The sequence below is a fragment of the Cupriavidus taiwanensis LMG 19424 genome (assembly GCF_000069785.1).
In the GTDB taxonomy this organism is placed as follows: Bacteria; Pseudomonadota; Gammaproteobacteria; order Burkholderiales; family Burkholderiaceae; genus Cupriavidus; species Cupriavidus taiwanensis.
Genome location: NC_010529.1, coordinates 334,031 through 347,660 on the forward strand (window position 1 = coordinate 334,031; position 13,630 = coordinate 347,660).

Consider the following 13,630-nt stretch of genomic DNA (forward strand, 5'->3'; position numbering starts at 1 on the left):
GATGACCACGACGGTTGAGGAACGGAAGGCCGCTAACAAGGCCCTCATTGACGAAGTGCTACGGGCTTACCCTGAAAAGATGGGAAAACGACGGGCCAAGCACCTAAGTTCATTCGAGGAAGGCAAGCCAGATTGCGGGGTGAAGTCGAATATCAAGTCGCTGCCTGGGGTCATGACGATTCGCGGGTGCGCGTATGCTGGATCAAAGGGCGTGGTATGGGGGCCGATCAAAGACATGATCCATATAAGCCATGGGCCCGTTGGCTGTGGCCAGTACTCATGGGGATCGCGTCGCAATTACTACGTTGGCACCACGGGCATCGATACGTTCGTTACTATGCAGTTCACCTCTGATTTCCAGGAGAAGGACATAGTGTTCGGAGGTGACAAGAAGCTTGACAAGATCATTGATGAGATACAGCAATTGTTTCCGCTCAACAAGGGGATTTCTATTCAGACAGAATGTCCGATTGGTCTTATCGGCGACGACATTGAGGCTGTCTCAAAGAAGAAGAGTAAGGAGTATGGCGGGCACACCGTCGTACCTGTGCGCTGCGAGGGTTTCCGTGGTGTGTCGCAGTCACTCGGTCATCATTTGGCAAACGACGCGATCCGCGACTTTGTGTTCGATGCTCACTCCAATAAGCGTCTCGCGCTTGAATCGACACCCTATGACGTTGCTATCATAGGCGACTACAACATTGGGGGAGACGCGTGGTCAAGTCGAATTCTTCTTGAAGAGATGGGTTTGCGGGTCATCGCACAGTGGTCGGGTGACGGTACATTGGCGGAACTAGAGAACACCCCAAGGTCAAAGCTGAATTTGTTGCATTGTTACCGATCGATGAACTACATCAGTCGACACATGGAAGAAAAGTATGGCATCCCATGGGTAGAATATAATTTTTTTGGTCCCACAATGATTGAGAAAAGCTTGCGTGAAATTGCAGGTCGATTTGATGATGCGATTATGGAAAATGCAGAAAAGGTGATCGCTAAATACCGCAAGGTATCTGATGCCGTCACTGCGAAATATAAGCCTCGGTTGCAAGGTAAAAAGGTGATGCTCTTTGTAGGTGGATTACGCCCGCGGCACGTTGTAGGGGCATACGAGGATCTAGGCATGGAGGTTATCGGAACGGGGTATGAGTTTGCACACAATGACGATTACCAACGAACGACGCATTATCTAAAGGATGGCACACTCATCTATGATGATGTGACGGGGTACGAATTTGAAAGATTCGTAGACCGGGTGCGCCCCGACCTTGTCGGTTCTGGTATCAAAGAGAAGTACGTATTCCAGAAAATGGGTGTACCGTTCCGTCAAATGCATAGCTGGGATTACTCAGGCCCTTATCACGGCTACGACGGATTTGCGATATTCGCCCGTGATATGGACATTGCCATCTCAAGTCCTGTATGGAACCTCGCGAAGACGCCGTGGAAAGATCGAACATGAGCACAGAGATCGCAGCGGCGGGCGCGTCTAGCGAACGTTTATTTGGAACTTACGTACAGGAGTGAGTGATGCCACAATCGACTGACAAAATTCTCGACCATGAACTACTCTTCCGGGAGCCGGAATACAGGGCGCTCTTTCAGAATAAGAAGAAAGAGTTTGAATTTAAGGATCCCGAGGAAAAGATAAGGGATTTTTCCGAATGGACTAAGACAGAAGACTATAAGAAAAAGAACTTCGCAAGAGAATCACTGACTGTGAATCCGGCCAAGGCGTGTCAGCCACTTGGAGCCGTGTTTGTAGCAAACGGCTTTCACAAGACACTTCCATTCGTTCATGGTTCTCAAGGCTGCGTTGCATACTACCGTTCACATTTCTCAAGGCATTTCAAGGAGCCGACTTCGTGTGTGAGTTCCTCTATGACTGAGGATGCGGCGGTGTTCGGCGGCCTGAACAACATGATTGATGGGCTGGCTAACGCGTACAACCTTTACAAGCCCGAGATGATTGCTGTATCCACAACATGCATGGCGGAGGTGATCGGGGACGACCTCGATGCATTCATCAAAAACAGCAAGCAGAAGGGCAGCGTCCCTGAAGATTACGACGTGCCCTTCGCCCACACGCCAGCATTTGTCGGTAGTCACGTGACGGGTTATGACAATGCGCTACTGGGCATCCTGAAGCACTTTTGGGGCGGTAGGGCAGGAACGTCCAACCCGCTGGTACGAATGCCTGACGACAGTGTGAACTTCATCGGCGGCTTTGATGGCTTTGTCGTCGGAAACATGCGCGAAATCAGGAGAATATTTGATCTGTTCGGCGTAAAAGTGAACATTATCTGCGACCCGTCGGAAACCTGGAACACACCTACGGATGGCGTGTTCAGAATGTATCAAGGTGGGACAACGAAAGAGGAGGTGGAACGCGCACTGAACGCTAAAGCAACATTCGTTTTCCAGGAGTTCTGCTGCGAACGAACAAGTAAGTTTATCGCTGAACAGGGTCAGGATGTCGTGGTTTTAAATGCGCCAGTTGGCGTTGGTGGCACTGACCATTTCCTTATGGAGATTTCACGGGTGACCGGTAAGCCGATACCAGCTGAACTGGAAAAGGAGCGAGGTCAACTCGTAGACGCTATGGCGGACAGTCAGGCAAGCCTCCATGGTAAGCGGTACGCATTGTATGGTGATCCGGACCAGATGCTGGGATACACCCAATTTCTCCTCGAGATTGGGGCTGAACCAAGCCACGTGTTATCGACAAACGGTAACGATGCTTGGGCTGAGAAAGTGCAGGCGTTGCTCGATGCGTCGCCATATGGTGTAGGATGCAAAGTCTATCCGAAGCGTGACCTCTGGCACCTGCGCTCTTTGTTATTCACGGAGCCGGTGGACTATCTGATCGGCAACACATACGGAAAATACTTGGAGCGCGATGCCGGGACACCTCTCGTTCGGCTCGTGTTTCCAATTTTTGACCGTCACCACTATCATCGGTACCCTACTTGGGGATACGCTGGCGGTCTGCGCATTCTTATGGCGCTACTGGATGAATATTTTGAAGCCTTGGACGCTAGCACTATTGCTGTTTCGGAGACCGACTACAGCTATGACATTGTTCGGTGAACGAACTGCGTAGCCTATCGAAGGTCTAATAGCCAAACGGCTCTTCGTTTTTGCGTGAGGATTTTGAATCGGATAAGCAAGAAACTCGTCTTTGGGGAAAGCGAATGAGTGATCGCTCGCTCCGAGCGGCTTTCTTCCTGCCGATAGCCATTGAGATGAGCTCTGTTGGGAGCGGGCGCGGTAGTCTCACGTGTGAAGGCGCTTGTTCAACGTACGTTCCTTAGCTGCTTGTCCGACAGGCTTTCCCTCAGTGCGGGCGTGGTTACGGTGGTGGACGTGTATGCCTTTTGGAGGCGCGGGAATTTATGCGGGCGGCGCGGACCTGTCCGCATTCTTTATGTGCGGGAGGTTTTTTAATTCTGTTAGCCTCGACGAGATTGACCTATTTCCGCTGCAGGCGGTGCGTGCCCGCTCCAATGGGAAGCGAGACTACGAGCCAGCGGGCAAGCGGCGTCTGATTGAGTTCTGTCTTCAATCGGGAGCATCGGTTTCAGGCACGGCTCTCAAGGCGGGCATCAACGCTAACCAGTTGCGCAAATGGATTCGGGATCCGAGATTCAGCGCAGGCGCAAGGTGCGTTGCCGGCATTCGTGCCGGTTGTCGAGGAGGTTCTAGATTCGCGGCCAATCAAGACACCCGCACAGGTTGTGGTGTCTGGCGATCCGCCACCGCGGCGAGCGCAACCGCTGGCGCTGTTGAGCGCAAAGCTGCCCAACGGTGTATCGCTCGAGCTGGAATGCAGCGAGCGAGACGTTGGGCTCGTAAAGGCAATGATCGAAGCCCTGAGTGGAGGCCATTGATGTTCCGCCTCGACGCTGGGCTGCGGGTGTATCTGCATCGCGACGCAGTGGACTTCCGTAAGAACATCAACGGCCTGGCACTGCCGGTCGAGCAGGCGCTCGGGCTGGATCCGTTTGCATCGGCTGTATTTGTGTTCCGTAACCAGCGGGCCGATCGTATCAAGATTCTCGGGTGGGATCGCAACGGCTTCTGGCTATTGTTGAAGCGATTGGAGGCGGACCGGTTTGCCTGGCCACGCGAGGCGACAGTGGCTATGCTGACGGTCGAACCGTTGCACTGGCTGCTCCAGGGAATCGACATCGAGGCGATGCGCCGGCACCCGCACCGAGAATACCATCGCGCTGCGTGAACGCTGCTTGGCGGCAGCGGTCTAACCCGCCATGCCATCCACGCCCGTCACCGTTACCGCCGCCGAGCTGCAATTGTTGCGCGATGCCGAACGCGAACTCAAGGCAATACTCGCGGAACGCGAGGCAATCAAGGGCGAGCTGCGTGTGATGACGGTCCAGCGAGACCTGCTCTTGGAACAGCTCAAGGCGTTCCAGCGTAAGCTGTTCGCCGCCAAGAGCGAGGCGCGAGGTTCGGAGCAGAAGGACTTGTTCCTCAATGAAGCCGAAGCCTTGGCGGCGGCCGCGCAGCCAGCGCAGGAAGAAGAAGGTACGCCCGAGACCGAAGTGGCCGGACACAAACGCAAGAAGCGTGGCCGCAAGCCGCTCCATCCGGCGCTGCCCCGTGTCGAGGTTCGTCACGAACTACCCGAGTCGGAACGCGTCAGCCCCCTCGATGGCCAGACTCTGGTCGAGATTGGCGTCGAGGTCAGCGAACAGCTCGACATCGTGCCGCAGCAGGTCCGCGTGATCCAGCACCAGCGGGTCAAGTACGCCTGCCCATGCTGCGACGGCGGCATCAAGACAACGCCGGCACCGGCGCGCATTATTCCCAAGGGACTCCTTACCGAATCGGCGCTGGCCTGGTGCATCACCTCGAAGTATCAGGATGGCCTGCCGCTGTACCGCCAGGCAGCGCTGCTGCATCGCTTCGGCGGGGACCTCTCTCGCGGCACCCTGGCCGCAAGCATAGTGCGAGTAGGCCAAGCGGTGCAGCCAGTCGTCAACCTGCTGCGCGACCATCTGCTGGAAGCAGACGTCGTGTACGGTGACGAGACAACGGTACAGGTGCTCAAGGAGCCCGGCAGGCCTGCCCAGAGAAAGAGCTTCCTATGGGCGCAGATGAATGGCACGGGGCCGCCGGTACGGTTGTTTGCCTATAGCCCGACACGCGAGACAAAGCAGGCTACGGCTCTCTATGCCGGTATCAAGCCTGGGGCGGTGTTGATGACCGACGGCTATGCACCATACGACGACGTCTCAAACACCTATCAGTTGGTGCATCTCGGATGCTGGGCACACGCGCGCCGCTACCTGGTCGAGGCGGAGCAAGCCTTGCCCAAGGACAAGCGCCCCGACCACCCGGTCACCGGATCCCTGCAGCGCATCGGCAAGCTGTTTGCCATCGAAAGCCACACGCTCAAGATGAAGCCGGAACAACGGCAGCAGGTTCGCGCCGAACAAAGCCAGCCGCTGCTGGCCGAGATCGAAACAATGCTGCTGCAACATCTGCATACCGTGCTGCCGCAAAGCCTGTTCGGCAAGGCGCTGCACTACCTGCATGGGCAGTGGCCAAAGCTCGTGCGCTACATCGAGAACGGAACCTGGCCGATCTCGAACAATCCCTGCGAGAACGCGATTAGGCCATTCGTGATCGGACGGAGAAACTTCCTCTTCTGCGACACCGTGGCCGGTGCCAACGCCAGCGCAAGTCTTTACTCGCTGGTGGAAACCTGCAAGGCCAACGACGTCGATTCGTATCAGTATCTCGTTGCCTTGTTCAAGGCGTTGCCACACGCACAGACAGCCGACGACTACGAGGCTCTGCTGCCCTGGAGGCTCAAGCCCTCAACCGTCTTCGGATACCGCCGGCGGCCGGAAGGGACGCCCTTAAAAGACCGCTTACAGAAGAAGGGTATCGTGGAATCGGGAGTCAAGTACGTAAAGAACAGCTTCGGGCCGCTGCGCGACTTCCGCGACCTCGCCGATGCCAACCGCCAGGTGCGCGCCTGGGTCATGGCCGAGGCCGGCACTCGCATCCACGGCACACCGGGATGGTCACGTTCAGTTCGAGCGGGCTTATTACTCGGCGCCGTTCCGTCTGGCCGGCAAGTCGTGTGGCTCAAGGCTACGGCGACGATGGTGCATCTGTATGAGGAATACATCCTGCTTGCTACTCACTTGCGACAGGGTGCGCTCGGCGCCCGCAGTCCCGTCACCGACCATCTGCCACCCGAGGCACAGGCTTGGCAATTGCACGATGTCCAGTGGTGCTTGCGCGAGGCCAAGCGCATCGGTCCGTCCTGTTCCGCTCTGGTGCGCGTGCTGTTCGGCGATCGAGTTCTGATCAAGTTGCGTGCTGTCCAAGGCCTGTTGCGGTTCGCACAGCAATGCAGCGACGAACGGCTGGAAGCCGCCTGCCGGCGGGCCAACCACTTCGGCACGCCCAACTACGGCGCGGTCAAGCAGATTCTGGCCAAGGGGGCTGGATCTCGAACCAGCGCCCACGGTCAGCACGCTGGCCACCACCTACGCCCAAGGCGGCCGCTTCTGCCGCGACACCCAGACGCTGCTTCTTCATTGAATCCCATGAATCCGATCCCCGAACTCTCCTCCGCCCTCAAGCAACTGCGCCTGTCTGGCGTTCTCGACACGCTGGAAGTACGCAATCGCGAAGCCGTCGAGCGTCAGTTGGCCCACACCGACTTCCTCGCCTTGCTTGTCCACTACGAACTGGCTCGCCGGGACCAGAAGAAACTCAGCCAACGCGTGCGCCGCGCCAGCTTCCGCGGGGAGAAGACCCTGGAGGGCTTCGACTTCGACCGCCTGCCAAACTTGAACCGGGCGACTGTCTATGACCTGGCCACCGGCCGCTACATTGAGGAGAAGGCCTGCATCTTGATCGCCGGACCGTGCGGTACCGGCAAGAGCCACTTGGCCCAGGCACTGGGGCATGCCGCCGTCCGCGCCATTCTTGAGACCCCGTTCGAGCCCGATCCAGGCGACTCCGCCTGGCTCCATTACGCCGAAGATGCCCGGTTCCTTTATGCCGGCGATCGACAACGCCTGACCGCTGGCCCCTGATCGAGGCAACCACAATATCTCAAGGTCAGCAGGGTTCGCGCGTACGGCTATCCTGACGAAGATAGTCCGTAAAAATATCAGTAAATGTTCGTTCCATGAAATAACTTCATGGCGTCTTGAAAACGGATCATTTTACCGACCTCGCACCGAGCAATTACAATAAAGACTTGGCTTGAAAAGAAAGCGGCTAGGGTCAAGCTAAGAAGTGTAGAAATTTTAGTGCATCCCGAGGGGGCATGGGATAAGGAAGTGTAGCGGTATCCAGCATCGCCGCAAATAAAGGAGGCCCTTTGCGCAAGCCTCGTTGATTATGCCTTGCCATATTCTTAGTCGTATGTTGAGTGATATTCTCCATTGAGCTTGAACTCATCCGGCATCAAGCGGACGAATCAATTTCGTGTGGACACACGGCACACACAAGGCACTTCCGCGAACATAATGCTCATGAATTATCGAGGGGGAAGTTCAATCCAGCGGAGGAAAGATTAGTCCACTTTTCCGAGTCGTTATCGGGTATCCAGCGCTGAAATAGTGAAATATCTCCTATTTCACTATTATAAATGGTAAATCATTTGATGAAATGATGGCGGACGAAGAAATAATGCAGATTACGAAACTCTCCTCAAACGAGAACCCATTTGGCCCATCACCCAAAGCAGTTGATGCCGCGAAACTAGCAATTGCCTCTGCGAATCGCTATCCAGAACGCACCGACAAAAAGCTCTGCGACGCCCTAGCTGCCTTTCATGGTAGAGGCCTTACAAGCGCGCAATTTTTCTCGGCAAACAGCGGTGTCGAAGTACTGTCTTTAGTGGAAGATGCGCTGATTAAGCCTGGTCAACGTGCCATCATATGTCCGCCGTGTTTTAGTGAATATTCAAAATCTCTTGCAAATAAGGGATGCGAGATAGACAGAGTACCGCTGATTGGATCGGATTTCCGCTTGGACGTCGATGCAATCCTACGCAGGATAAACAAGGATACCAGGTTGCTATATCTTTGTAATCCAAATAATCCGACCGGGACCTGGTTTGGGGAAAGTGTGTTGGGTACAGTGTTGGGAAAAATTCCGGATGATGTCACCGTAATATATGATGAGGTGTATTATCAATTTGCTACAGAAGAAGGCCTTCCTGATGCTATACGGCATGTCCTCGACGATCAAAATGTCGTGATTGTTCATAGCTTTTCCAAGGCTTATGGTTTGGCTGGTATGCGCATCGGTTATGGGATCGCGCCGCAACGGATAGCTCAGAGTGTGAAGAAGCGGAAACGAAATTTTCACCTAAGCGCAGCAGGAATGGATGCTGCAATTGCCGCTTTGGGGGATAGGGTTCACTTGCAGCGCACCGTCGATAACAACCATGCCGAGCGGCTCAGGCTCGCGACCGGGCTAAAAGCCCTGAATCTGGAGGTGACACCAAGCCAGGCAAACTTTCTCATGGTTCGCTGTCCCAAAGGCTTCAACGCTGAGGAACTGGCAGGGCTCTTGGTTGGGAACGGGGTCATGGTACGTCCCGCATTCGATCTGCCGCACTGCATAAGAATCACGGTCGGTGCACCAGGTGACAACACGAGATTACTCGCATTATTGGATACGCTTCTGGAGGGCTGAAGACTATGAGAGCTATGACGGGTGGTGAGGCAGCAGTTCTTTCTTTGCATAACCTCGGAATAAGGACGGTATTCGGTCTACCTGGCATGCAGAACGATTGGCTCTATAATGCATTTTTCGATCATCGAGAAAAATTCCGGATAATTCACACTCGACATGAGCAAGGTGCGGCATATATGGGACTCGGTCATGCTCTGGTCAGCGATTTGCCCACGGTATTCAACGTTGTTCCGGGGCCAGGCCTTCTCAATTCAACCGCCGCGATCTCAACGGCGTACGCACTTAACGCAAAGCTGATGTGTTTGACCGGTCAGATAAACTCAGCGGCAATAGGAAGAGGTTGGGGTGAATTGCATGAAATTAATGATCAGCTCTCAATCTTGCGTTCCCTTAGCAAATGGGTAGCAACTGCTCACACCCCATCGGAGATTCCGATCTTGATCGGTGAAGCCTTTCACCAGATGCTTTCGGGTCGACCTCGACCAGTTGGGCTGGAGATTCCAATGGACGTGTTAGCCAGCACGGCTCCCGCCGATCCCCAACTCAAACTACGGACTCCCTATGAACCTCCTCTGGACGAGGAAGCTATCGAAGAGGTCGCCAAAGTGCTAGGTGCCTCTGTTGCTCCAATGATATTTGTCGGAAGCGGTGCGCAAGGCGCGAGCACATTGGTCCGGCAGTTAGCGGAGGTCTTACAGGCACCGGTCGTGGCATATCGTACCGGTATGGGGGTTGTGGATGCCCGTAGCTATCTCTCCCTGCACCTGCCTGCCGCGAAGGACCTTTGGGGAAAAACCGATGTTGTTCTGGCCATCGGTACCAACATGCGAATACCAGCAAAAAAATGGATTCGGACACATCGGCCGGATATTATTCGCATTGACGTTGACCCGACCACACATCGTAGATTTTTTACGCCGAAGTGCGAAATTACGGCTCGGGCAGAGCAAGCCTTGCCACTCTTGCTGAGAAGGCTTGAAGAATACAATGCCGTTCGACGTCCACGAGAAACTGCATTGATGGAAGTCAAAGCCGCATGGGAAGCGCGTTCAGCGGTGCTCGAACCACAATTGAGCTATCTGAAGGTTATCCGTGAAGAAATAGGTGAACATGGAATATTTGTAGACGAATTAACCCAGGTTGGCTTTGCGAGTCGCATCGTTTATCCTGTATACAGTCCCCGCACTTACATATCTACCGGCTATCAGGGGACACTCGGATATGGCTTTCCGACTGCGCTCGGAGTGAAGGTTGCAAAGCCAAACGTACCCGTGGTTTCTATTACGGGGGACGGCGGGTTCATGTTTGCCGTTCAAGAGCTAGCCACTGCTGTACAGCATAAGATTTCTCTGATCGTTCTGCTTTTCAATAACAACTGTTTTGGAAATGTCCGCCAGATGCAAGTCAACGACTACGGCGGTAGAATTATAGCAACTGATCTTCGAAATCCAGATTTCTGCCGTTTGTCGGAAAGCTTTGGTGCACAAGCGTTCCGAACGGACTCTCCCGAAGGACTGCGGTTCGCATTACGTCGGGCCATCTCAACGACGAGTGTACCGACGGTGATCGAAGTCAGCGTGGGGGATATGCCAAGTATTGACCAGTTCCGGTGAGGTGATTCTCCATTCTATGAAGTTTTCGATAAATCTAACCGCTTCGGGAGCCCGTATTGAGAACGGCGGGACACATATGAGTTTCCAAGTGTTTATGGGCTTGACCCCGTGCCTGACTAGAATCCCTCATATAACGGCTGAGTGATCATCGCCGCCATCGATTTGTTTATTTTCACGCGCTTCCAAATCAAACGGGCACCTCAGTTGGCGACGCTCATGATGTCAACATGAGCCTGACATCACCTAGCGATTACAATTGTATTGACCGTTCGCCTTGCTGAGTAAGTTCGATCATGGTATCGGATTTATCACGCTGGTTACCTCCTACCCTATGAGAGCATCAGGGCGACCTGTTGCGCGAAATCATCCTGGAATATGGAGTCGAAGGGCTGACCGCCCCTCGGCGGGCCGTGATCAGTGTGCCTGCCGAGGGCCAAGCGAAGCAACTTGGCTATGAGGTCTTCACGAGTTTCGATAAGGCCGCTCGTGGGAGCGTTCTAATGCGGCGAGGGCATCGCCGTACTCCGTGTTCAGACATCGCTTCCATTTCCATAGCTTAACTGAGAACTTGGACGCGTTGAGCTGCACATTCGAGTCGAATAACGCGTGCGTTCCGCCATTGCTCAAAGCGGCTGCCGGCGCCGATAACGGCGGGAACACCAAGTTCACGCGCTCTGATTGACATATGTGAATTTTCGCCACCGTACTTCGTGATAAATCCCTTGACGCCGTGCGTGAATATCCAGTCAAAACCGGGGTCAGCATTTTCCATAAAAACGATGCTGTCCTTGAACGACGAACCATGTACATCCGTCACAAGCCCCTCAACTGTGAGCGCGGTGATGAAGCTCGGGCGGGAGTGGAAGACATGGAAGCCGAAGATGTCTTTTGGGGAGCACAAAAGATCAGGAAGGCGGAGATATCTGGTTGTTTCCCAGTGCTGTCGATTTCTCTCGACTGCAGACCGCAGAAAGGTCGAAGGATTGGAGCGAATCTCTAAAGAGAATGCAATGTCGGGCATCGTAAGGAACGACAGATCGTCTCTGCTAAGACCAAGATTTGCTCCAACGAGTGCGAGCATCTCCAAGGCGTCCGAAATTAGACGGCTAAAAGAATGTTTGACGCGTTCACGGCCCTGAATCGCCTTCATTGCAAAGGCTTCAAATATCGGCCAATCGAAAGCGTAGCCGGTTCGATCGAACTCGGAAGAAAGGGCCGATATCTGGGCAGGTGACAGAGCTAAGTCAATGGCGGATACTTCTGTCGTCTCCTCTTTGATGGTGCGATTCATCCAGTCGAAGTATTTACTAATAGGATCGTCGTATCGAGGAACGGTGATCTCGTATGTGCCAGGGCGAATATGGCCGTGCAAATTTAAAAATTCTGCAGGCTGTAGTGCAAAAAAATCGTTTACTAGTTGGGCTGCAACGGAGTCGGAGGCGCGCACGACGGCATCCAGGAACCCCGGGCGAAGCAATTTCTCAGACTCTAATGACTTGAGAATGTCCGTCGCTACGAAGGCCGCTCTCGCAATCTCAGAGAATAGCACTGTGCCATGCACGTGCACTTTTTCGATCAGCGACAGGACATCAAGCAATCCGTGGTCCTCATTCCAATTTGTAAATTTTGCAGTGGATTCTAACGCTTCGATGCCGTGTCTAGCACGATCAAAGAGGTCATCGCCAGTGATAATGCGGTTCGTTAAAGCACGTAGCAGGTCTAGGTACGATGCCCATTCGTTCTCAGAAAGGCTTGGGAATAGCTCGCGCCAATGACCGTCCCTCATTCTTGGTTTGAGGCAAGTTGGAACAACGCGAAATTCTATTTTGTCATGAAGCTCTGGCTTAAGAATTAAATTGCGTTGAGCATCGGTGATGATTTTTTTTGCTATGGAATTGGGCAATGCGGCCGGTAGAAAAGAGGCGACGCTTGCTGATACAGAAACATATGGTGTGCCGCCAATCATATGCATTAGGGGAACTGCGCGCAAATCTCGGTACCCGAAATTTGCCCGCGCGGAAGCCCACGCGGTATTAGTGAACAGGTGACGAAAGAGGGAGGCGGCCAATGGCCGTGGCTTAGTTCCTATCAACTCGGCGGGGTTCACATCCGGCATGACTCCAAGAACTTCCCCTACGAGTCCCTGGCGGTTATTGAAGCTGTTGACGTCCTCAATCGACGCTTCAACGCCATTCAGTGATTGGAGAAGCATGGCAAGGTGGCCTGCGCTGTATCCACATCTCCGCGGGGCTGTTATGGGCCGTACCTGGAAGATCACCACGGTTCCATTATTCGAGATCCCGAATTCGATATCTACCTCTTTAATGCCAACAATTTCGATCACTTCTTCTATTGCTGGCACCAAACGCCGGAGAGGCTCCGGTGCATCGTGGCCCGGTACAAATATGTAAGTGCGGGTGCCGTTTCCACCAGAAGTCACAACTGTAGTATCGCCGCTCTCATCGTAGCTAACAATATAGTATGGAAGGCCAGATTCAGGGTCGCATGTCATGACAACGCCACTTACCGCGATATCTTTGGCCATCGGTTGGACGAACACCTCGTCGGATGGCAATAGGGTGCCGTACGAAGAGAACACATCATCTATTGCTTGAATCAGTTGCTCATCGGTACGGACATTTAATACAGAAAGGTACTGGCCGGCTTTGGATTGCTCCAGACTATCCTCGGATGCTGCGCTAGATCTAACTGCTAGAGGATCCGATATTCCGAAAGAAATTTTTATTAATTTGACAATCTTTGTGGAACTTGTGCTCCATTGTGCATGCGTCACACGATGAAGCGGATAAACGTCGAATTTAGAGGCGGCTGCTCTGAGTGCGATTAATGTTTTCGCTTTTGTGTTTTTGAAGGGGGCGGCGTCTGGGAAAATCCTCATGGAGGAGTTTGATTTGTCCAAGTTATTGATCTCCAGGCTAATAATATGTTCCGTATTTTTGGTGTGATTTGTGGTCCAAATGCAGCGAAATTATGTGGCATTAGGTAAATTTCCACATCGACGCGCCGCAAGTACATAGAGCAACATGCGTGCCAAACCTAAACACATAAATGCTCACAACTCAATGGATTGATTGAGAGCGGGGACTTCGAAGGAAATGACAAGCCGATCGTGGGCCGTTGAATGTCTATGAGGGGTGGCGTGGACCTTCAACGCGCCCGGCATGAGTGGACTATTCGGGCCTTCGGTACTGGCTGCGGGCTTTGGCTGGGTCTCGATAGGCTGTGCGCATTTTGATCGAGACAATTAGCAATGATCCGTTTGCTTATATAGTAAAGGCACTCTTTACTTTATTTATTGG

General features: G+C 53.5%; 7 protein-coding genes and 1 pseudogene. 7 read left to right on the forward strand and 1 reads right to left on the reverse strand.

What is annotated here, in order from left to right; genetic code table 11:
- Window position 1: 1 nt before the first annotated feature.
- The 7 genes and pseudogenes from nifD to RALTA_RS27990 all read left to right on the forward strand — a co-directional run bounded on the left by nifD (window position 2) and on the right by RALTA_RS27990 (window position 10,310).
- Complete coding sequence (nifD, locus tag RALTA_RS27960; RefSeq protein WP_025586731.1) at window positions 2-1,462, forward strand: nitrogenase molybdenum-iron protein alpha chain; 1,461 nt, start codon at window positions 2-4, stop codon at window positions 1,460-1,462.
- 68 nt (window positions 1,463-1,530) lie between these two features.
- Window positions 1,531-3,090: a nitrogenase molybdenum-iron protein subunit beta gene (gene nifK, locus RALTA_RS27965; protein ID WP_012354693.1), complete on the forward strand. Its 1,560-nt coding sequence runs from the start codon at window positions 1,531-1,533 to the stop codon at window positions 3,088-3,090.
- A gap of 337 nt (window positions 3,091-3,427) precedes the next feature.
- Window positions 3,428-3,583, forward strand: a pseudogene (locus RALTA_RS31130) (hypothetical protein); the annotation flags it as partial.
- Between the two features lie 306 nt (window positions 3,584-3,889).
- A complete protein-coding gene (gene tnpB, locus RALTA_RS27975; RefSeq protein ID WP_012354694.1) occupies window positions 3,890-4,240 on the forward strand; it encodes an IS66 family insertion sequence element accessory protein TnpB in 351 nt (116 codons plus the stop codon).
- A 31-nt stretch (window positions 4,241-4,271) separates the two neighbouring features.
- On the forward strand, window positions 4,272-7,082 hold the full coding sequence (gene tnpC / locus RALTA_RS31135) for an IS66 family transposase (protein ID WP_012354695.1): 2,811 nt from the start codon (window positions 4,272-4,274) through the stop codon (window positions 7,080-7,082).
- Between the two features lie 580 nt (window positions 7,083-7,662).
- Window positions 7,663-8,697, forward strand: a complete 1,035-nt coding sequence (locus tag RALTA_RS27985; protein ID WP_012354696.1) for a pyridoxal phosphate-dependent aminotransferase — start codon at window positions 7,663-7,665, stop codon at window positions 8,695-8,697.
- A gap of 14 nt (window positions 8,698-8,711) precedes the next feature.
- Entirely contained in the window at window positions 8,712-10,310 is a 1,599-nt protein-coding gene (locus RALTA_RS27990; RefSeq protein ID WP_012354697.1) for a thiamine pyrophosphate-dependent enzyme, read from the forward strand.
- Between the two features lie 556 nt (window positions 10,311-10,866).
- Here RALTA_RS27990 and RALTA_RS27995 read toward each other — a convergent pair.
- Entirely contained in the window at window positions 10,867-13,230 is a 2,364-nt protein-coding gene (locus RALTA_RS27995; protein WP_197714832.1) for a PEP/pyruvate-binding domain-containing protein, read from the reverse strand.
- Between the last annotated feature and the right edge of the window lie 400 nt (window positions 13,231-13,630).

Excerpts from the sequence above, each read along its gene's own strand:
- RALTA_RS27985 (WP_012354696.1), top strand. The coding sequence starts at position 7,663 with ATGATGGCGGACGAAGAAATAATGCAGATTACGAAACTCTCCTCAAAC.
- nifK (WP_012354693.1), top strand. The coding sequence starts at position 1,531 with ATGCCACAATCGACTGACAAAATTCTCGACCATGAACTACTCTTCCGG.
- nifD (WP_025586731.1), top strand. The coding sequence starts at position 2 with ATGACCACGACGGTTGAGGAACGGAAGGCCGCTAACAAGGCCCTCATT.
- tnpC (WP_012354695.1), top strand. The coding sequence starts at position 4,272 with ATGCCATCCACGCCCGTCACCGTTACCGCCGCCGAGCTGCAATTGTTG.
- tnpB (WP_012354694.1), top strand. The coding sequence starts at position 3,890 with ATGTTCCGCCTCGACGCTGGGCTGCGGGTGTATCTGCATCGCGACGCA.
- RALTA_RS27990 (WP_012354697.1), top strand. The coding sequence starts at position 8,712 with ATGACGGGTGGTGAGGCAGCAGTTCTTTCTTTGCATAACCTCGGAATA.